This is a genomic window from Streptomyces sp. NPDC057854, from assembly GCF_042797055.1.
Classification (GTDB): Bacteria; Actinomycetota; Actinomycetes; order Streptomycetales; family Streptomycetaceae; genus Streptomyces.
Genome location: NZ_JBHVMF010000039.1, coordinates 15,134 through 34,321, shown reverse-complemented (window position 1 = coordinate 34,321; position 19,188 = coordinate 15,134). Strand labels below are relative to the sequence as shown.

Below are 19,188 nucleotides of genomic sequence, written 5' to 3'. Positions count from 1 at the left end.
AGGCCGACCGTTCAGGCCGTGGCGGCGGGGGCCGGGGCGAAGGAGCGCAGGACCGGGTTCAGCCGGGCGAAGAAGCCGGCCAGGTCCTGCTGGAAGTAGAAGTGGTCGCCCGGCAGGACCTCGGGGACGACGGCGTGGCCCGCCACCAGGGCCCACCCGTCGAGCAGTTCGACCGGGACGATCGGGTCGGCGTCGCCGCCGAGGACGGCGACCGGGCAGTCGAGCCGCACGTCGGGCGCGGTGCACCGGTAGGCGTCGTCGATGGCGAAGTCGGCCCGGATGGACGGGAGGACGATCTCGCGGAGCTCCGGGTCGTCGAGGATGCCGTCGTCGGTGCCGCCGCGCTCCTTGATGGCGGCCACCAGCTCGTCGTCGCCGAAGCGCTCCGGGTGCACGGGGGCCTGGTTGGGCAGCACGGGCGCCCGGCAGGCGGAGGCGACGAGCCCGAGCGGGGTGCGGCCGGCGGCCTGGAGGGCGCGGGTGACCTCGAAGGCGACCAGGGAACCCATGCTGTGGCCGAGGACCACCAGGGGGCCGGCGTCCGCCGGGAGGGCTTCGACGACGGGAAGCGCCAGGTCGTCGACGGAGGCGGGCAGATCCTCGCAGTAGCGGGCGCCGCGGCCCGGGTACTGGCCGATGAGGAGCCGGACGTCGGCCGGAAGGTGCTCGCGCCAGGTGCTGTAGGCGTGGGCGTTGCCGCCGGCGTGCGGGAGGACGAGCAGGGACAGGCGGTGCGGCGCGTCACCGGGCAGGTCCCAGACGACGTCCTCGGGCGCGGGGGTGAAGGAAGCGCTCATGAGCTGATCCGATCTGTCTCGGTGCGGCGGCGGAGGGCCGGTCGGGCCTTCCGGGCAGCCGGCGCGGTCGTGAGGGAGTCGAGGTGCGCTGCGAGCCGGGCGGGGGTGGGGTGCTGGAAGACGTCGCGCACGGTGAGGCGGACATCGAGGGCGCCGGCGATGTGGTTGGTGAGGCGGGCTCCGAGGAGGGAGTGGCCGCCGAGGTGGAAGAAGTCGTCGTCGATGGTGAGGGGGGCGGTGGTGTCGAGGGTGCGGGCGAAGAGGGCGACGAGGGTTTCTTCGAGGGGGGTGCGGGGGGCCCGGCCGCCGGTGGTGAGGGCGGTGGGGGCGGGCAGGGCGCGCTTGTCGATCTTGCCGTTCGGGGTGAGGGGAAGGCGGTCGAGGACGGTGAGGTGGGTCGGGACGAGGTGGTCGGGGAGGCATTCGGCGATGTAACGGCGGATCTCGTCCGGGGACGCGCCCTGGGCCGTCACCAGGTAGGCGGCAAGCCGCTCCTCGTGGACGGTGACCACGGCCTGGGTGACGTCGGGGTGGCTGAGCAGCGCGGCCTCGGTCTCGCCGGGCTCGACGCGGAAGCCGCGGATCTTGATCTGGTCGTCGGCCCGGCCCTCGTACACCAGCCGCCCGTCCCGGTCGAAGCGGGCCAGGTCGCCGGTCCGGTACAGCCGACCGCCCTTGCCGCCGAACAGGTCGGGTACGAAGCGGCCGGCTGTCAGGTCGGGGCGTCCGAGGTAACCGTGGGCCAGGCCCTCCCCCGCGAGGTACAACTCGCCGGTGACGCCGGGCGGGCACAGATTCAGCCAGGGATCCAGGACGTAGGCGCCCTTGTTGAGGAGCGGGACGCCGATGGGGACGGGGAGGCGCGGATCGGTGCCGGGCGCCATGAGGTGGGTGGTGGTGAAGCCCATGGACTCGGCCGGCCCGTACCCGTTGACGACCGTGATCCCGGGACGCTGCGCGTGCAGTGTGCGGACGTGCGCGGCCGAGGCGGCCTCGCCGCCCGTGTAGGCGACGGTGACGGTGGTGAAGGCGTCCGGGTGCTCGTCGACGAGGAAGTTGAACAGGCTCGCGGACAGCTGGAGCATCGTGACGCCGTGGCGCCGGGACAGTTCGCTGATGAGGGCCGGCTCGGGGCGCTGCCCCGGCTGGAGGACCGTGGTCCCGCCGTGGAGCAGAGCACCCCAGAACTCCAGGCTGAACGCGTCCCACGACACCGGCGAGCACTGGAGGAACACCTCCTCCGGACCGAACCGCCCGTACGACTGCCCGCTCACCGTCGACACCAGGTTCCGGTGCGAGGACAGAATGCCCTTCGGCCGCCCCGTAGAACCGGAGGTAAACATCAAGCAGGCGGCGTCGTCGCCGGTGACCTCCACCTGCGGGCTGACGGCAGGGAAGACGGCCAAGGCTCCGCGCGAGGGGAGGTCGACGGTCTGCCAGGGCCCCTCGGCCCTGCCGGCGTGGGCGGGGGCGGTGAGCAGCAGGGAGACGCCCGCGTCCTCCGCCGCCGACCGCAGCCGCTCGTCGGGGAAGTCCGGATCGAGCAGCGTGTACGCCGCTCCCGCCTTCACCACCGCCAGCACCGCCACCGCGAAGTCCGCACCCCGGTCGAGCAGCACCCCCGCCAGGTCACCCCGCCCCAGGCCACGCGCCCGCAGCAGATGGGCCAGCCGGTTCGCGGACGCGTCGAGCTCCGCGTACGACACCCTCCGCTCACCGTCCACCAGCGCCGTCCGCCCGGCGAACCGCGCCGCCGCCTCCTCGAACCGCCCCACCAGCGAACCGTCACCGGTCCCGGCGGTGACGCCGGCCCAGGACCCGGTGAGCAGACCGCGCTCCTCCGTGGTGAGCACGTCGAGGCCGGAGAGCCGGAGGTCGGGGTCGGTGAGGACCTGGTCCAGGACGCAGCCGAGGAGCGCGGCCGTGCGGCGCACGGTCTCGGGGTCGAACAGGTCTGCGGCGTAGAGGAGCGAGCCGTGCAGCCGCCGGCCGTCGTCGGAGCGCAGCAGGAATTCGAGGTCGAACTTGGCGGCGCCGTTCGCGGTGCCGGCGACGGTGGCTGCGGGGAGCCCGGGGAGATGGAGCCGGGGCGCTCCGCCGGTCTCCAGGCCGAGGCAGATCTGGAAGAGGGGGTGCCGGGCGAGCGACCGGGCCGGGTTGACGGCCTCCAGGACCAGGTCGAACGGGGCCTCCTGATGCGCGAACGCGTCCAGGTCGGCGGCACGCACCCGGCCGAGGAGATCCCGGAAGGTCGGATCGCCGTCGCTGTCCGTCCGCAGCACCAGCGTGTTCACGAAGAAACCCACCAGCCCGGCAAGGGTTTCGTCACTCCGCCCCGCCACCGGCGAACCGATCGCCAGATCGGAGCCGGCACCCAGCCGCGTCAGCGCCGCCACCAGCGCCGCGTGCACCACCATGAACGGCGTGCACCCCTCCTCGCGGGCGAGGACGGCGACGCGCTCGTACGCGTCGGAGCCGAGATCGAGGGCGACCTCGCCGCCCCGGTGGGAGGCGCGGACCGGCCGCGGACGGTCGAGCGTGAGACCGTGCTCCTCCGGAAGCCCGGCCAACGCCTCACGCCAGTGGGCGAGTTCACGCCCCAGGACGGACTCCGGGTCGTCGGCCGCCCCGAGGACCCGCCGCTGCCAGACCGCGTAGTCGGCGTACCGCACCTCCAGCGGCTCCAGCACCCCACCCCCGTACGCACGCTCCAGATCCGCGAAGAACACGCCGTTCGACAACCCGTCCGTCGCGATGTGGTGCAGCACCAGCGACAACACCGCCGAGCCGTCCGGGCGTTCGAGGAGCTGTGCGCGGATCGGCAGGTCGGCCGCCAGGTCGAAGACGCGGCCGGCGGCCCGGGCCAACGCCTCGTCCAGGGCCGCGTCCGACACGACGGGTACGCGCTCCACGGTCAGGTGCGCCTGCGCGGGCGGGAGGGTCCGCTGGCGCGGCTCGCCGTCCACGGCTTCCAGGAGCGTCCGGAGCGGGGCGTGCTTCGCGATCACGGCGGCGAGGGCGGCCTCCAGGGCTCCGGCGTCCGCTCCGGCGTCCAGCCGGACCACCATCGGGACGTTGTACGCGGCGCTGCCGCCGTCGAGTTCCGACAGCAGCCACAGCCGGCGCTGCGCGTACGACGCCGGCGGCAGTCCGTCTTCCGCCGCCTCCCCGGCGACCAGCGGCGGGAGCTGTGAGCCCTGGCCGCCTTGCTCGGCGATCAGCTCGGCGAGGCCGGCGACCGTCGGCCGCTCGAAGACGTCGCGGAGGGTGAGGCGGACGTCGAGGGCTTCGGCGATGCGGTTGGTCAGCCGGGCCGCGAGGAGGGAGTGCCCGCCGAGGGCGAAGAAGCCGTCGTCGACGGTGAGGGGAGCGGTGGTGTCGAGGGTACGGGCGAAGAGCGCGAGGAGCGTCTCTTCGAGCGGGGTGCGCGGCGGCCTTCCTCCGGTGGTGAGGGCGGTGGGGGCGGGCAGGGCGCGCTTGTCGATCTTGCCGTTGGGGGTGAGGGGAAGGCGGTCGAGGACGGTGAGGTGGGTGGGGACGAGGTGGTCGGGGAGGCGTTCGGCGACGTGCCGGCGGATCTCGTCCGGGGACGTGCCCTGGGCCGTCACCAGGTAGGCGGCAAGCCGCTCCTCGTGGACGGTGACCACGGCCTGGGTGACGTCGGGGTGGGTGAGGAGCGCGGCCTCGGTCTCGCCGGGCTCGACGCGGAAGCCGCGGATCTTGATCTGGTCGTCGGCCCGGCCCTCGTACACCAGCCGCCCCTCCCGGTCGAAGCGGGCGAGGTCGCCGGTCCGGTACAGCCGTCCGCCGGCGGCGCCGAACGGGTCGGGCACGAAGCGGGCGGCCGTGAGGTCCGGTCGTCCGAGGTAGCCGTGGGCCAGGCCCTCCCCCGCGAGGTACAACTCGCCCGTGACGCCGGGCGGGCACAGGTTCAGCCGGTCGTCGAGGACGTAGGCGCCCTTGTTCACCAGCGGTGTCCCGATCGGGACGGCCGCCTGCGACCCTGTGGTGCCGTCGATGGTGTGGGTGGTGGTGAAGCCCATGGACTCGGCCGGCCCGTACCCGTTGACGACCGTGACGCCGGGGCGCTCGCGCCGGAGCTTGTCGACGTGCACGGGGGACGCGGCCTCGCCGCCGGTGAAGGCGACGGTGACGGTGGTGAAGGCGTCCGGGTGCTCGTCGACGAGGAAGTTGAAGAGGCTCGCGGACAGCTGGAGCATCGTGACGCCGTGGCGCCGGGACAGTTCGCTGATGAGGGCCGGCTCGGGGCGTTGTCCCGGCTGGAGGACCGTGGTTCCGCCGTGGAGCAGAGCGCCCCAGAACTCCAGGCTGAAGGCGTCCCAGGAAACCGGCGAGCACTGGAGGAACACCTCCTCCGGACCGAACCGCCCGTACGACTGCCCGCTCACCGTCGACACCAGGTTCCGGTGCGAGGACAGAATGCCCTTCGGCCGCCCCGTGGAACCCGACGTGAACATCAAGCAGGCCGCGTCGTCGCCGGTCACCCCGGTCTCCGGCGCGTCAGCCGGGAAGGCCGTCAGCTCGTCGTGGGCCGGGAACAGGACCGTCGGCCACGCGCCTTCCACGCGGGCGGCGTGGGCGGGGGCGGTGAGCAGCAGGGAGACGCCCGCGTCCTCCGCCGCCGACCGCAGCCGCTCGTCGGGGAAGTCCGGATCGAGCAGCGTGTACGCCGCTCCCGCCTTCACCACCGCCAGCACCGCCACCGCGAAGTCCGCACCCCGGTCGAGCAGCACCCCCGCCAGGTCACCCCGGCCCAGGCCACGGGCCCGCAGCAGATGGGCCAGCCGGTTCGCGGACGCGTCGAGCTCCGCGTACGACACCCTCCGCTCACCGTCCACCAGCGCCGTCCGCCCGGCGAACCGTGCCACCGCCTCCTCGAACCGCCCCACTAGCGAACCGTCACCGGTCTCGGCGGTGACGCCGGCCCAGGGCCCGGTGAGCAGGGCGTGCTCCTCGGGCGTGAGGACGTCCAGGGCCGAGAGGTGTACGCCGGGGTCGTCGAGGACCTGGCGGCACACCCGGCCGAGGAGGGCGGTCATGCGGTGCACGGTCTCGGCGTCGAACACGTCGGCGGCGAAGAGGACGGTGGCGGACAGCTCGGCGCCGTCCTCGGAGCGGAGGAAGAACTCCAGGTCGAACTTGGCGGAGCCGTTGCCCCGCTTCTCCACCGGCCCGAAGACGGGGGTCGCGCCGGCGGGGGCGCCAGAGGCGGCTTCCAGTGTCAGGCAGATCTGGAAGAGGGGGTGCCGGGCGAGCGATCGGGCCGGGTTGACGGCCTCCAGGACCAGGTCGAACGGAGCCTCCTGATGCGCGAACGCGTCCAGGTCGGCGGCACGCACCCGCCCGAGGAGATCCCGGAAGGTCGGGTCACCGCCGCTGTCCGTCCGCAGCACCAGCGTGTTCACGAAGAACCCCACCAGCCCGGCAAGGGCCTCATCACTCCGCCCCGCCACCGGCGACCCGATCGCCAGATCGGCCCCCGCCCCGAGCCGCGTCAGCGCCGCCACCAGCGCCGCGTGCACCACCATGAACGGCGTGCACCCCTCCTCGCGGGCGAGGCCCGTGATCCGCCGGTACAGGTCGGGACCGAAGGCGACGTCGACCTCCCCGCCGCGGTGGGAGGCGCGAGCCGGCCGCGGGCGGTCCAGCGTGAGACCGTGCTCCTCCGGAAGCCCGGCCAACGCCTCACGCCAGTGGGCGAGTTCACGCCCCAGGACGGACTCCGGGTCGTCGGCCGCCCCGAGGACCCGCCGCTGCCAGACCGCGTAGTCGGCGTACCGCACCTCCAGCGGCTCCAGCACCTCACCCCCGTACGCACGCTCCAGATCCGCGAAGAACACGTCGTTCGACAACCCGTCCGTCGCGATGTGGTGCAGCACCAGCGACAACACCGCCGGACCGTCGGGGCGTTCGATGAGGGTCGCCCGGAGCGGGAGGTCGGCGGCCAGGTCGAAGACGCGGCCGGCGGCCTCGTCCAGGGCCGCGTCCAGCTCGGCGCCGGACGTGACGGCGACGCGCTCCAGGGTGAGGCGGGCCCGCTCGGCGGGGAGCACGCGCTGGTACGGCTCGCCGTCGACGGCCTCGAAGACGGTGCGCAGCGGGGCGTGCCTCTCGATCACGGCGCCGAGGGCGGCCTCCAGGGCGCCGGCGTCGATGCCGTGCTCCAGGCGGATCGTCATCGGCACGTTGTACGCGGCGCTGCCCCCGTCCAGCTGGGACAGCAGCCACAGTCGGCGCTGCGCGTACGACGCCGGCGGCAACCCGCTCTCCGCCTCCGCCTCCCCCGCGACCGGCGGCGGGAGCTGCGAGCCCAGGGCGCCCTGCTCGGCGATCAGCTCGGCGAGGCCGGCGACCGTGGGCCGGCCGAAGACGTCGCGGATGGTCAGGCGGACGCCGAGCAGTTCGGCGATGCGGTTGGTCAGCCGGGCGGCGAGGAGGGAGTGCCCGCCGAGGGCGAAGAAGCTGTCGTCGATGCCGACTTCCGCCGTGTCCAGGGTGAGGGCGAAGAGCGCGGCGAGGATTTCCTCGGTGCGGTCGCGCGGGGCGCGCCGGGCGGCGGAGGCGGCGGTGTCCGGGGCGGGGAGGGCGCGTTTGTCGATCTTGCCGTTGGGGGTGACGGGCAGGCGGTCGAGGACGGTGACGTAGGTGGGGACGAGGTGCTCGGGGAGGCGGTCGGCGACGTGCCGGCGGAACGCCTCCGGGTCGGGGGCGGTGGGGGCGGTGTCGAGGACGAGGTACGCGGCCAGGCGCTGCTGGTGGACGGTGACGACGGCCTGGGTGACGTCGGGGTGGGTGAGGAGCGCGGCCTCGGTCTCGCCGGGTTCGATGCGGAAGCCGCGGATCTTGATCTGGTCGTCGGCCCGGCCCTCGTAGACGAGGCGGCCTCCGGCGTCGAAGTGGACGAGGTCGCCGGTGCGGTAGAGGCGGGCGCCGGCGGGGCCGAAGGGGTCGGGGACGAAGCGGGCGGCCGTGAGGTCGGGGCGGCCGAGGTAGCCGTGGGCCAGGCCCTCGCCGCCGACGTACAGCTCGCCGGTGACGCCGGGCGGGCAGAGGTTCAGCCAGGGGTCGAGGACGTAGGCGGGCTTGTTGGCGAGCGGGGTGCCGACGGGGACGACCGCGTGCGGTGCCCCGGCGGGTTCGACGGCGTGCGTGGTGGCGAAGATCATCACCTCGGCGGGGCCGTACCCGTTGAGGACGGTGATGCCGGGCTTGAGCCGCTGGAGCTTGTGGACGTGGGCCGGGGAGGCGGCCTCGCCGACGGTGAAGGCGGTGGTGACGGTCTCGAAGGCCTCGGGGTGCTCGTCGGTCAGGTAGTTGAAGAGCGTCGCGGAGAGCAGGAGCGTGGTGACGCCGTGGCGGCGGGCGAGCTCGGCGACGAGGGCGGGTTCGGGCTTCTGGCCGGGCTGGAGGACGGCGGTGCCGCCGTGCAGGAGGGCGCCCCAGAACTCCAGACTGAAGGCGTCCCAGGAGACCGGCGAGCTCTGGAGCCAGACCTGGCCGGGGCCGGTGGGGAGGTACGGCTGGCCGAGGAGGGTGGCGACGAGGTTGCGGTGCGAGGACAGGATGGCCTTGGGGCGGCCGGTCGAGCCCGAGGTGAACATGAGGCAGGCGGGGTCGTCGGGGCTGATGTGGACGCCCGGAGCCGATGCGGAGTCGGGGCCGGTCCGCGCGTCCGGGGCGGCGTCCGCGTCGGCGGCAGCGTCGGCGCCGGCAACGTCCGTGTGCGTGGTGGTCCAGGTGCCGGTGAGGCGGTCCGCGAGGCCGGGGCGGGTGACGAGGTGGGTGATGCCGGCGTCGGCGGCGGCCGAACGCAGGCGCTCGTCGGGGAAGTCGGGGTCGAGGAGGACGTGGGCGGCGCCCGTCTTGAGGACGGCGAGGAGGGCGACGGAGAAGGGGACGCCGCGTTCCAGGAGGACGCCGGCGAGCTGTCCGCGGCCCAGGCCCCGGGCGGCGAGGCGGCGGGCGAGCCGGTTCGCGGCGGCGTCGAGCGCGGCGTACGTGACGGCGCCGTCCGCGTCGACGAGGGCGGTGCGGTCGGGGTGGAGCCGTACCCGCTCCTCGAAGCGGGCGACCAGGGTCGTCCCGGCGGGCGCCGCGACCGGTCCCGCCCAGTCACGGGTGAGGAGGGTGCGCTCCTCGGGGCGGAGGACGTCCAGGTCGGCGACCCGGCGGGCGCCGGGGGCCTGCTCCGCGGCGAGGACGGCGGTGACGAAGGCGGCGAAGCGGTCCTGGTGGGCCGCGGTGAGGACGGGGTCGACGTCCTCGACGGGGGTGTCGAAGTCGATGCGGAGGCCGTGGGCGGCGCCGAGGTCGAGGACGGCGACGTTCAGGTCGTCGACCGGGCCGTTGGAGACGTTGTGGTTGACCGTGGGGTGGCCGCCGACGGTCAGGTCGGCGTGGAAGCCCATGATGTTGAGGACGGGCGAGGCGAGCCGGCGGTCCGCGCCGGCGTCCCGGCACAGCTCCTCGTAGCGGGTCCGCTGGTGGCGCAGCCCGTGCTTGACCGCGGCGGCCGTGGCGCGCAGCAGTTCGCCGAAGGTGTCGTCGGGGCGGATCCGCAGCCGGAGCGGGACGATGTTGGACGCCATGCCGGGGGTGCTGCGGGCGGCGCGGGTGGTGCGGCCGGTGACCGGGAGGGCGAGGACGAGTTCGTCGCGGGCGGTGACGCGGTGCAGGTAGACGCCGAACAGGGCGATGAGGAAGACGGACCAGTTCACCCGCTCGGCGCGGGCGGCGGTGCGGAGGCGTTCCGCGTCGGCGGCGCTCACGCGGACGCTGCGGCGGGAGAACGGCAGGGCGCCGTGGGCGGCGGGTGCGCGGTCGCGGCCCCGGACGAGTCCGGTGGGGGCGTCGGGGGCGCCGGCGAGGTGGTCGCGCCAGGCGGCGAGGTCGGCGGCCGCGTCGGCGGAGGAGCGGTAGGCGGCGTCCTCCGCGAGGAGTTCGGCGAGGGAGCCGAACGGGGAGTCGCCCCAGGGCTCGCCGGCGACGGCCCGCTCGTACAGGTCGACGAGCCGGGCCAGGGCCATGGAGACGCCGACGCCGTCGACGACCAGGTGGTGGAAGCCGTAGAAGTAGAAGAAGCGGTCCTCGGCGAGCTTGACGAGCACGCAGCGGACGGGGGCCTCGCCGGTGAGGTCGAAGGGCGCGCCGATGAGGCCGTCGATCAGCCGCCAGGCCGCCGCCTCCGGGTCGTCGGCGGCGCTGACGTCGTGGAACGGCAGGGTGCGGTCGCCCGCGTCGGGGTCGAGCAGCTGCCGGACCTCGTCGCCGTCCTCCTCGAAGCCCCGGATCCGCAGGAAGTCGGCCTCGTCGACCAGCCGCCGCCAGGCCGCCGCCATGAGGTCCGGGTCGACCGGACCGTTGATCTCCCGGCACTCGCCGACGTTGTACTTGACGCCGGTCGGGTCCAGGAGGTGGGCCGTCCAGATGTCCCGCTGGGCCACCGAGAGCGGCAGCCGCACGGCGGCCGGTGCGGGTGCGACGGGCGGGTCGAGCGGCATGAGGGCTCCTGTGGGGGTCACGTCGGACGGGGGTGCCGACGGGCACGGGATGATGCGTACGGGGTCGGCCGGCAGGGGCCATACAACCCGTCCGCGGGGGCCCGGAGCGGCAGTTGCCCCGGCGGTACGGCAGCGGATCGGCGGCGCTGCGGCAGTCAGGCGGCAGCGGGGGCGGCGGCCGGGGCTGCGGGCGCGTGCGCGGGAGCGGCGAGGGCCCGGACGACGCGGAGGAGGCGGAAGGCGGAGCGGCCGTGGTCGGTGCTCGGGCGGATGACACCGCCGATGAGCAGGGCGCGGACCATGCGCCCGCAGTCCGGGAGGGGGCGGCCGGTGAGCCGGACCACCTCGTCCAGGTCGAAGTCGGCGTCGGCGGTGGCGCACAGCCGGGCGACGAGGTCCCGGGGGCCGGCCGGCAGGCCGTCGAGGGCGCGGGTGACGCCGTCGCGGAGGTGCGAGCCGGAGGTGCCGTCGGAGAGGTGGTCCAGGAGCGGCGCCGGGTCCGTCTCGACGATGCCGCGGAGGGTGGGCAGGTCGCAGACGGTCAGCCAGGACGCGGCGGCGGCGAGGGCGAGGGGGTGCCCGTCGAGCCCGTACGCGACGCGGGCGACGTCGCCGAGGCTCCGCTCGTCCGCGACGATGTCGGGCCGCACCCGGCGGATCCGGCCGAGGAGGAACCGTACGGCGGGCGCGTCGGCGGACGGCGGGCCGTCGGGGCGCGGGGCGTCCAGCGGCGCGAGGAGGAAGAGGCGTTCGCCGGGCACGTCCCAGGGGGTGTCGGCGGTGACGAGGACGCGGAGACCGGGCAGTTCGCGCAGGAGCCGGCTCAGCCGGACGGAGTCGAGGCGCGCGCAGTCCGCCCCGTCGAGGACGAGGAGCGCGTCGCGGTCGCCGAGCGCGGCGAGCAGTTCCGCGGGCGGCTGCGCGTCCGGGCCGCCGGAGCGGTCCGGGGTGCCGGCGGCGGCGTCGGGGCCGTAGGGGTGCCGCGTACCGGAGTCCGGGGCGTGCGGAGGGGCGGCGGGGCGGTCCGGGAGGCGCAGGTGGGCGGCGCAGGTGGCGGCGAGCGGGTCGCCGTCGTGGGGCAGGCAGTCGGAGGCCGCGCCGGGGGCGGTGTGCCAGAGGACGGGGAGGCCGGCGTCGTGGAGGCGGGCGGCGGTCTCCAGGGCGAGCCTGGTCTTGCCGACGCCGCTGAGTCCGACGACGGTGATCAGGCGCTCGGCGCCGGAGCGCAGTTCCTCGGCGAGGACGGCGGCCTCGGCCTGGCGGCCGGTCATCGGGTGCAGCGGGGCGGGAGGCGCGCACCGTTCCAGGAGCTGGTGGCGGCCGGTCCCGCCCTGGGGGGTCCGTCTCGCCGCGTCCTCGAGGGCGGCGCGGGCGCGGGGGCCGAGGCGGAGGCCGTCGGCTATCAGCCGGACGGTGTCGGCGCGGGGCCGGAGGGCCTTGCCCTTCTCCAGGTCGCGGATGGCGCGGACGCTGATGGTGGAGAGGTCCGCGAGCTCGCGCTGGGTGAGGCCGATGCGGAGGCGGTGTCCGCGGATGAGGGCGCCGATCGCGGCGGTGGCCGCCGACGTGCCCTCGGGGGAGAGACCGGTCGTCATGGAGTGCTCCCGCTGGTCAGGTGGGGGCGGGGCCGGGCGGCCGGCCTGGTCGGGGCCGGGCGCGGCGGCTCCTCGCCGTCTGCTGGCACCAGGTTCCGGGGGGCGCCTATCGACGGGGCATCGCGTCACTAACCGTGCCGGGGGCCTCCGGAGGGGGTCACGGAGATAGCGGGAAAGGCAAGTCGGGCGGCCCGTGATAGCGGTCCGCGTGCCGGAGCGGGCGGAGGCGGTGCGGTGATAGCGGGGCGATAGGGCAGCGGGCGGTGCGGTGAATCCGCCCCTTCCTAGCGTGGTGTCCATAAGGAAACGACGCCCCGGACGGGGCCCTCGAAGGGCCCGCACGGAACCCGAGACGAGACGGAGAGTCCCATGCAGAAGAAGACCACCGCCGCCCGCACCGCCCTCCGCGCCGCCGTCACCTCCGCCCTGGTCGTCCTGGTGACCGGCTTCGGCCTCCAGGCGAGCTGGGCCGACGACCCGGCGCCGGCCGCCGGCACCCCGGCGGCGTCCTCCGTCCCCACCCCCACCCCGAGCCCCACCACCGACAACAACCCCTGGGACTGACGCCCCCGCGTACGCGCCGTGCGTACGCCCCCTGTACGTCCCTCGTGCGTCTCCGCGGCCCCGGGCCCGTCCGCCCCGCCGGCTTCCGTGCGGAGGCGTTCAGCAGGCGCCGAGCAGCCGCTCCGCCTCCGCGAGTTCCCGTGTCATCCGCCGCTCGCGGAACACCTCGACCGCCGGCACCAGCAGCTCCCGCGCACGTCCCGGCGCGTCCGTCAGCAGCCGCGCCAGGTCCAGGCGTGCCAGCGCGCCCCCGCTGAAGTCCATGACCTGCTCCCGCGAGGAGACCGCGCGGTCGTAGAAGTCGCGGGCCCGGTCCGGCCGTCCCATCATCGCGAAGGCGTGGCCGAGGTCGCGCAGCAGGTGCCCCTCGCCGATGACGTCGCCCGAGTCCCGGCAGAGTTCGAGCACTTCCGTGAAGGTGAGGACCGCGAGGTCGCTCCTGCCCTGTTCGAGGAGGACCTGGCCGACCCGCCGCAGGGTGCGGGCCCGGCCGCCGGCGTAACCGATGCCCTCGTAGATGTCGAGCGCTTCGTCGAGCTGCCTCTGGGCGAGGTCGATCTCGCCCTGCCGCATGCGGATGTGGGCGCTCTGGGTGAGGACGATGGCGCGGCCGACGACGTCGCCGGCGCGGTCGAAGTCCGCGAGGGAGCGGCGGTACAGCTCCAGGGCGGCCGTGTCGTCCCCGTCGGTCCGGGCGATCAGGGCCATGTCACGACGGCAGAGCGCCTCGCCCATCGGCTCGTCGAGGGCCTGGAAGACGTCGAGGGCGGAGGTGAGCGCCTGCCGGGCGGTGTCGTACTGGTTGCGGCTCATGTAGAGCGAGCCGAGGGAGGCGCGGATCGCGGCTGTGCCGCGGAGGTTGCCGGCCTTGCGGACGGCGGCGAGCGCGGTGAGGTGGGTCGACTCCCACAGGTCGTAGTGGCCGCGCACCTCGAAGAGGGTGACGAGCGAGGTCGCGAGGTCCCAGCTGAGGTCGTGCAGTCCCTCTTCGGCGGCGTGCCCGACCATGCCGCAGAGCGCGGCCTGTTCGGCGTCGAGCCAGGCGAGCGGGTCGGCGAGGGCGTCGTCGGTGTACGGCGACGGCGGCTGCCAGCGCGGCGCGGTGCCGTGCAGCACGGTGAAGTCGCCCCCGTACACCTTGCGGTGGGCCTCCTCGGCGAGGTGCATCCAGCCGCCGGCCATGCGGGCGAAGGCGGCGCGGCGGACCTCCGGCGGGTGCTGCGCGGCGAGCCGCTCGCGGGCGTAGACGCGGATGATCTCGTGGAAGCGGTAGCGGAAGCCGCCACTGGGCTCGACGCCGGCGACGTCGAGCATCTGCACGTCGACCAGCGGCTCCATCAGGTCGGAGGGGAAGGGCCGGTGGTCGTCGAGGAGCGCGCCGGCGAGCCAGCTGGGGAGCGTCGGCGCCTGCGCCATGCTGAGCAGCCGCAGCAGGCCCCCGTCCTCGGGGGCGAGTCCTTCGTAGGTGAGGGAGAGGCTGGCACGCATGGTCATCTCGCCGTGGGCGAGCTCGTCGAGCCGGTGCCGCTCGTTGGCGAGCCGCTGCACCATCGAGGCGAGGGTCCAGTGCGGGCGGGCGGCGAGGCGCGCGGCGACGATCCGGAGGGCGAGCGGCAGACGGCCGACGGTGCGGACCAGTGCCTCGGCGGCTGCGGCCTCGCCGGCGACGCGGTCGGCGCCGACGATGCGGGCGAGGAGTTCGAGGGCCTGGTCCTCGTCGAGGACGTCGAGCTCGACGCGGTGGGCGCCGGGGAGCGCGGTGAGGCGGGCGCGGCTGGTGACGAGGACGGCGCAGCCGCGGCTGCCGGGAAGCAGGGGGAGGACCTGGCCCTCGCCGGCGGCGTCGTCGAGGACGACGAGGACGCGCCGGGTGGAGAGGCGGGTGCGGTACATCTCGGCGCGCTCGTCGAGGGATTCGGGGATGAGCTGGCCGGGGATCCCGAGGGCGCGGAGGAAGCGGCCGAGGACCTCCACGGGGGTGGCCGGGGCGGCGGTGGTGCCGCGCAGGTCGCAGTAGAGCTGCCCGTCGGGGAAGCCGGTCTCGGCGAGGGCGTGGGCGACGTGGACGGCGAGGGTCGACTTGCCAGTGCCGGGCTTGCCGGTGATGGCGGCGAGGCCGACGGTGCCGCGTCCGTCGCCGCCGCTGAGGGCCTTCTCCAGGGTGGCGAGCCGCTGTTCGTCGGCGACGAAGTCGGCTATGGCGGCGGGGAGTTGATGGGGGACGGTCTCATGGCGAATCGATTCAGCGGCGGGCGGGGGCGACGCCGTGCCGCGCGCGGCGGGCTCCCCGTCCGGCGCCTCGGGGCCGGGCGCGGCGGCGCCCCGGGCGAGCGGCGGGGCGGGGGCGGGGCGGGCCGCTGCGGGCGGCGGAAGCTCGCCCGCGAGGATGGCGGCTTCGAGGTCGCGCAGTTCGCGGCCGGGTTCGAGGCCGAGCTCGTCCGCGAGGTAGCGGCGGGCGGTCCGGAAGGCCTCCAGGGCCTCGGCCTGCCGGCCGGACCAGTAGAGGGCCTGGATGAGCTGGCCGTGCAGCTTCTCCCGCAGGGGGTGTTCGTGGGTGAGCCGCTGGAGTTCCCCCACGAGCCGGTCGTGGTGGCCGAGTTCGAGTTCGAGCCGGATGCGGAGCTCCACGGCTGCCAGGCGCTCCTCGTTGAGCTGCCGGGCCGCGTTGGCGAGCGGGCCGCTGTCGAGTCCGGTGAGGCAGTCGCCCTGCCAGAGCGTGACGGCGGATCTCAGGAGCCGGACCGCCTCCTCGCGGTCACCGCCCTCGCCGAGCGCGCGGGCGCGCTGCACCAGGCCCGTGAAGAGGGCGGCGTCGACGTTGCCGGCGTCGGTGTGGAGCACGTACCCGGGCGGCCGGGTCGTGAGGACGACCTCGCCGTCCGCGTCGACGAGCAGCTTCCGCAGCCGGGAGACGCAGATCTGCACCTGGGTCCTGGCCGTCTCCGGCGGGTTGTCCTCCCAGATGAGGTCGACCAACTGGCTGGTGCTCACGATCCTGTTGGTCTCCAGGAGGAGCGCGGCGAGGATCACCTCCTGCCGGCCGGGAGGCACCCGCAGCGGTCCGGCGGTGCCCTGCACCTGGAGCGGTCCGAGGACCCGGAAGGTGAGACGGGGCCCGCCCGGAACGTCCAGATCCGCTAACCCGCCGTCGGCAGCAGCCACTGATTCCCCCACGCAACAGATGACAGACCACACAGGAACCGCACCGCGCCACACCGGAACGTGCCGGTCAGCGCCGGGACGTCAGGATCATGTGAGGACAGTCTCCACATCTCCCCCGCTCCTGTCCATGCCGTGGAGATCCCGGCCGGCTCCGCGATAGGACGGCGATAACGGGGAGTTGGGCGGGCGCCGCAGAATCCTGGACGGAAGGTGAAAGGGGTTGGCACCGTTGAACAGCCAAGACACCATGACGACCGGGAACCCGGGCAGCGGGGACCTGGTGACCGCCGCGGGCATCGACCACGTGCGGCTGGTCTACGACTACCTGGACGGCGGCGACCTCGACGGCTGCGGCTCGCTCCTGCACGACGCGATGGTCCTCGAACTCCCGGGCCAGCAGGCGGCCCGCGGTCGCACCGACGCCCTGCGCGCCCACGTCCTGCACGCCGTGCCGGGCGCGCGGCACGTCGTGGACCGGGTCGTCGCCCAGCACCGCACGGTGATCGCGACGGGCCGCCGGGTCACGCCGGAGAGCGGCGCGGACGAACAGCGCTTCGTGGACGTGTTCACGATCGCGGACGACGGCCTGCTGCGCACCTGCGTACGGTACTTCCACGCCACGCCCTGACGACCGCGGGCGGACGCCCACCGGCGGCGCCTCCGCCGCGCGGCCCGTGCGCCCTCCTCTCGCTCCCGCTTCTCAGCCGACGGCCGGATCGGCTGCATCCGCGAACCCGGAGCCTCCTTCGTCGTCGCCGGCCGCCGGGCCCCGGGCCGCCTCCCAGGGGGACGGCGCCGTGGACGCGGTCCAGGCCGCCAGCCGCGTGCCGTCGACGCAGACGATGCCGCAGGAGGCCGCGTACGCGAGGGCCGGTTCCGTGAAGGTGCTCGTGGTGACCAGTACGGCGACATCGGCCTCGTGCACGGCGAAGCAGGTGCCCCCGAACCGCTGGAGGTCCGGGGATCCGACCCTGTGCTCCTCCCCGTACTGCTTGCACTGGAGGACCACGCGCCGTCCGTCCGGGGTCGTCGCTATCACGTCGGCGCCGAGGTCGCCGGCGCCGCCGACCACCTCGACGGGGGAACAGCCGTCGCGGGCGCACAGCGCGGCGACGGTGTGCTCGAATCCGTCGGGATCGACGGCCAGGTGGTCCAGCGCGGAGCCGTCGACGGGCGGCGGCATGGCGGCTGGGGAGCCGGGATCCACGTCGATCCGGGTGGTCTCCGGCGAGACGGCCGGTGGGGTGGCGGTGGCGGCCTGCGCCGCGGCTGCCGGGGCCTCCGGCGCGTGCGCCGCGACCGCCGCCGTCTCGGCGCCCCGCGCCCCCGGGTCCTCGACCGCCCCTCGTACGCGACCGCGCACCGTTCCGCTCCTGCTCCACCGGGCCAGCGCCGCCCCGGCGAGCAGCAGCAGGACCAGGCCCGCGAGGGCGGCCGGGACGTACGAACCGGCCGAGCGCGCCGTCCTGAACGTCAGGGCCGCTCCGCCGATCACCACCCCCACCAGGCCCACCACCAGCACCAGGTCCCGCACCAGCCGCGCCGAACCCTCCCGCACCCCCGCGCCCCTCCCCCGGTCGCCGACCGCCGCCATCTGGCCCCTCCCGCCTCCGGATCCGTCCCCGCCCTGGCCGGCACCTGCCCCCGGCCACCACCCGCCTCACCCGGAGCCGTCGGCCGAAACACACGGGGCCTGCGGCGGACGCGCCCCCCGTGCGGTGTCGCCGGCCGTGCCCGTCCTTCCTCTACGATTCGGTCTCGATCCGGTGCGCGACGCGGAGGACGCCGCGGGGGCGGCCATCATGGGCCGCATGCAGCGGCCGCTCCCCCTCCGCCTCCCCGAGTGGTTCACGGCCGACGACGAGGCCGTGAACGTGGCGCTCGTCTACCCCATGCAGGGGCCTGCCGGGATGTTCGGTCCGACGTGCGCCGCCTGCGCCCGGCTCGCGGCCGAGGAGGTCAACAAGGCGGGCGGGGTGCTGGGCAAGGAGCTGCGCCTCGTCGAGGTCGACGGCGGGGCCGACCCCGTACGGGTCGCGGCGGAGGTCGAGGCGCTGGTGGCGACGGGAGCCGTCCACGGCGTCACCGGGTGGCACCTCTCCTCCGTGCGGCAGGCCGTCGCCCCGCGGATCGCCCACCGGGTCCCCTACGTGTACACGGCGCTGTACGAGGGCGGCGAGCGCACCGAAGGCGTCTTCCTGACCAGCGAGACCCCCGCCGGTCAGCTGCTGCCCGCGATGCGCTGGCTCGCGGAGGCGCGGGGCGTGCGGCGCTGGTTCGTCGTCGGCAACGACTACGTCTGGCCCCGGCGTACCGCGCGGGCGGCCCGCCGGTACGCCCGCGACTGCCGGGGCCGGGTGTGCGGGGAGGCGTACGTGCCGCTGGGCACCCACGACTTCGCCGGCGTGCTGCGGCGCGTCGAGCGGGCGGAGGCCGACGGGGTGCTGATGCTGCTGGTGGGCAGTGACGCGGTCCGGTTCAACCGGGCGTTCGCCGCTTCCGGTCTCGACCTGCGGTGTCTGCGGCTGAGCACGCTGATGGACGAGAGCATGCTGCTGGGCAGCGGTCCCGACGCCACCGCCGGCCTGTTCAGCACGGCCGGGTTCTTCGCGTCGCTGGCGGACCGGAACAGCATGGACTTCCACGGGCTGTACGCCGGGCGCTTCGGAACCGACGCCCCGGTGCCGGGGAGCCTCGCGGAATCCTGTTACGAGGGGGTGCTGCTGCTCGCGGCTCTCGTCGAGCGGGCCCGCACCCTCGACGTGTCCGCCATCGGGGCGTCCGCCGAGCACGTCTCGTACGAAGGCCCCCGCGGGCTCCTTGGACTGACGGGCCGTCATGTGCGTCAGCGCATCTACCTGGCGGAGGCGGACGGTCACGACTTCAACGTGCTGGCCCAGCTCCCCGCTCCGCCCCGGCGGACGTGACGGGGTCGGCGCCGCTCAGCGCCCCGGTGAGCCGGTGCAGCAGATCCGCGAGAAGCGCCTCGTCGGCCTCCGCGAGCGAGGCGGCCCACCGCGCCCGGTCGGCCTCCACCGCGCGGGACAGCAGCTCGCGGTGCTCGACCCCCCGGGGCGTGAGGGCCGCGAGGACCCGGCGGCGGTCGGCGGGGTCGACGCGGCGGTAGACGAGGTTCTGGTCGACGAGCTGGTCGACCAGCCTGGTCAGGGTGGGGGCCGGCAGGAACGCGTGCTCGGCGAGCGCCGTCATGGTGCGGCCCCGCCCGTCGGCGAGCAGATCGAGAACGCGCCACGCCTCCGGGGAGCAGTCGAAGGCGCCGAGCACGGACTGGAGCCGCCGCGCGGCGAGACGCTCGGCCCGGGTCAGCAGGCGGAGCAGGTCCTGATGCCGGTTCGTCATCTCGCTCCTCGCGCTCGCGTCGTACGTCCTCCGGAGCCGGGGACGCGTCGAGCCTACAGCCGCCCGGGGTGATCCTCCGGAGGTGTCGGAAAGGCGGTCCTTCCGACAGGAAGTATGGCGCCCGCGCAGCGAACTGCGCTGCTCGGAAAGATTTCTGACGGCCATTCTCCTCGACTCTTCTCGCGGTTG

The 19,188-nt window shown here is 74.9% G+C and carries 9 protein-coding genes; 3 read left to right on the top strand and 6 right to left on the bottom strand.

Going from position 1 to position 19,188, the window contains the following annotated elements:
* Positions 1 to 11: 11 nt before the first annotated feature.
* From ACFVQZ_RS35280 to ACFVQZ_RS35270, 3 genes are all read right to left on the bottom strand, one after another.
* On the bottom strand, positions 12 to 797 hold the full coding sequence (locus tag ACFVQZ_RS35280) for a thioesterase II family protein (protein ID WP_383628946.1): 786 nt from the start codon (positions 795 to 797) through the stop codon (positions 12 to 14).
* Entirely contained in the window at positions 794 to 10,318 is a 9,525-nt protein-coding gene (locus ACFVQZ_RS35275; RefSeq protein WP_383628944.1) for an amino acid adenylation domain-containing protein, read from the bottom strand. Before ACFVQZ_RS35275 ends, ACFVQZ_RS35280 begins: the two co-directional genes overlap by 4 nt.
* A gap of 155 nt (positions 10,319 to 10,473) precedes the next feature.
* Positions 10,474 to 11,913, bottom strand: a complete 1,440-nt coding sequence (locus ACFVQZ_RS35270) for an AAA family ATPase (protein ID WP_383628942.1) — start codon at positions 11,911 to 11,913, stop codon at positions 10,474 to 10,476.
* A 369-nt stretch (positions 11,914 to 12,282) separates the two neighbouring features.
* Between ACFVQZ_RS35270 and ACFVQZ_RS35265 the strand changes: the two genes are divergently transcribed.
* On the top strand, positions 12,283 to 12,477 hold the full coding sequence (locus tag ACFVQZ_RS35265; RefSeq protein ID WP_383628940.1) for a hypothetical protein: 195 nt from the start codon (positions 12,283 to 12,285) through the stop codon (positions 12,475 to 12,477).
* Between the two features lie 99 nt (positions 12,478 to 12,576).
* Here ACFVQZ_RS35265 and ACFVQZ_RS35260 read toward each other — a convergent pair whose 3' ends face one another.
* The gene (locus ACFVQZ_RS35260; protein ID WP_383628957.1) at positions 12,577 to 15,609 is read right to left on the bottom strand and encodes a BTAD domain-containing putative transcriptional regulator; all 3,033 of its coding nucleotides are present in this window, start codon (positions 15,607 to 15,609) and stop codon (positions 12,577 to 12,579) included.
* Positions 15,610 to 15,886: 277 nt separating this feature from the next.
* On the opposite strand from ACFVQZ_RS35260, the gene ACFVQZ_RS35255 reads away from it, so the two are divergent.
* On the top strand, positions 15,887 to 16,267 hold the full coding sequence (locus ACFVQZ_RS35255; protein WP_383628938.1) for a nuclear transport factor 2 family protein: 381 nt from the start codon (positions 15,887 to 15,889) through the stop codon (positions 16,265 to 16,267).
* 72 nt (positions 16,268 to 16,339) lie between these two features.
* Here ACFVQZ_RS35255 and ACFVQZ_RS35250 read toward each other — a convergent pair whose 3' ends face one another.
* Positions 16,340 to 17,233 (bottom strand): restriction endonuclease, encoded by an 894-nt coding sequence (locus ACFVQZ_RS35250; protein WP_383628936.1) that lies wholly within the window; start codon positions 17,231 to 17,233, stop codon positions 16,340 to 16,342.
* Positions 17,234 to 17,450: 217 nt separating this feature from the next.
* On the opposite strand from ACFVQZ_RS35250, the gene ACFVQZ_RS35245 reads away from it, so the two are divergent.
* The gene (locus ACFVQZ_RS35245; protein ID WP_383628934.1) at positions 17,451 to 18,566 is read left to right on the top strand and encodes a substrate-binding domain-containing protein; all 1,116 of its coding nucleotides are present in this window, start codon (positions 17,451 to 17,453) and stop codon (positions 18,564 to 18,566) included.
* On the opposite strand, the gene ACFVQZ_RS35240 is transcribed toward ACFVQZ_RS35245, so the two are convergent.
* Positions 18,523 to 18,999, bottom strand: a complete 477-nt coding sequence (locus tag ACFVQZ_RS35240; RefSeq protein ID WP_030498582.1) for a MarR family transcriptional regulator — start codon at positions 18,997 to 18,999, stop codon at positions 18,523 to 18,525. The genes ACFVQZ_RS35245 and ACFVQZ_RS35240 overlap by 44 nt on opposite strands.
* Positions 19,000 to 19,188 lie beyond the last annotated feature (189 nt).

Excerpts from the sequence above, each read along its gene's own strand:
- ACFVQZ_RS35255 (WP_383628938.1), top strand. The coding sequence starts at position 15,887 with ATGACGACCGGGAACCCGGGCAGCGGGGACCTGGTGACCGCCGCGGGC.
- ACFVQZ_RS35270 (WP_383628942.1), bottom strand. The coding sequence starts at position 11,913 with ATGACGACCGGTCTCTCCCCCGAGGGCACGTCGGCGGCCACCGCCGCG.
- ACFVQZ_RS35280 (WP_383628946.1), bottom strand. The coding sequence starts at position 797 with ATGAGCGCTTCCTTCACCCCCGCGCCCGAGGACGTCGTCTGGGACCTG.
- ACFVQZ_RS35240 (WP_030498582.1), bottom strand. The coding sequence starts at position 18,999 with ATGACGAACCGGCATCAGGACCTGCTCCGCCTGCTGACCCGGGCCGAG.
- ACFVQZ_RS35275 (WP_383628944.1), bottom strand. The coding sequence starts at position 10,318 with ATGCCGCTCGACCCGCCCGTCGCACCCGCACCGGCCGCCGTGCGGCTG.
- ACFVQZ_RS35245 (WP_383628934.1), top strand. The coding sequence starts at position 17,451 with ATGCAGCGGCCGCTCCCCCTCCGCCTCCCCGAGTGGTTCACGGCCGAC.
- ACFVQZ_RS35265 (WP_383628940.1), top strand. The coding sequence starts at position 12,283 with ATGCAGAAGAAGACCACCGCCGCCCGCACCGCCCTCCGCGCCGCCGTC.
- ACFVQZ_RS35250 (WP_383628936.1), bottom strand. The coding sequence starts at position 17,233 with ATGGCGGCGGTCGGCGACCGGGGGAGGGGCGCGGGGGTGCGGGAGGGT.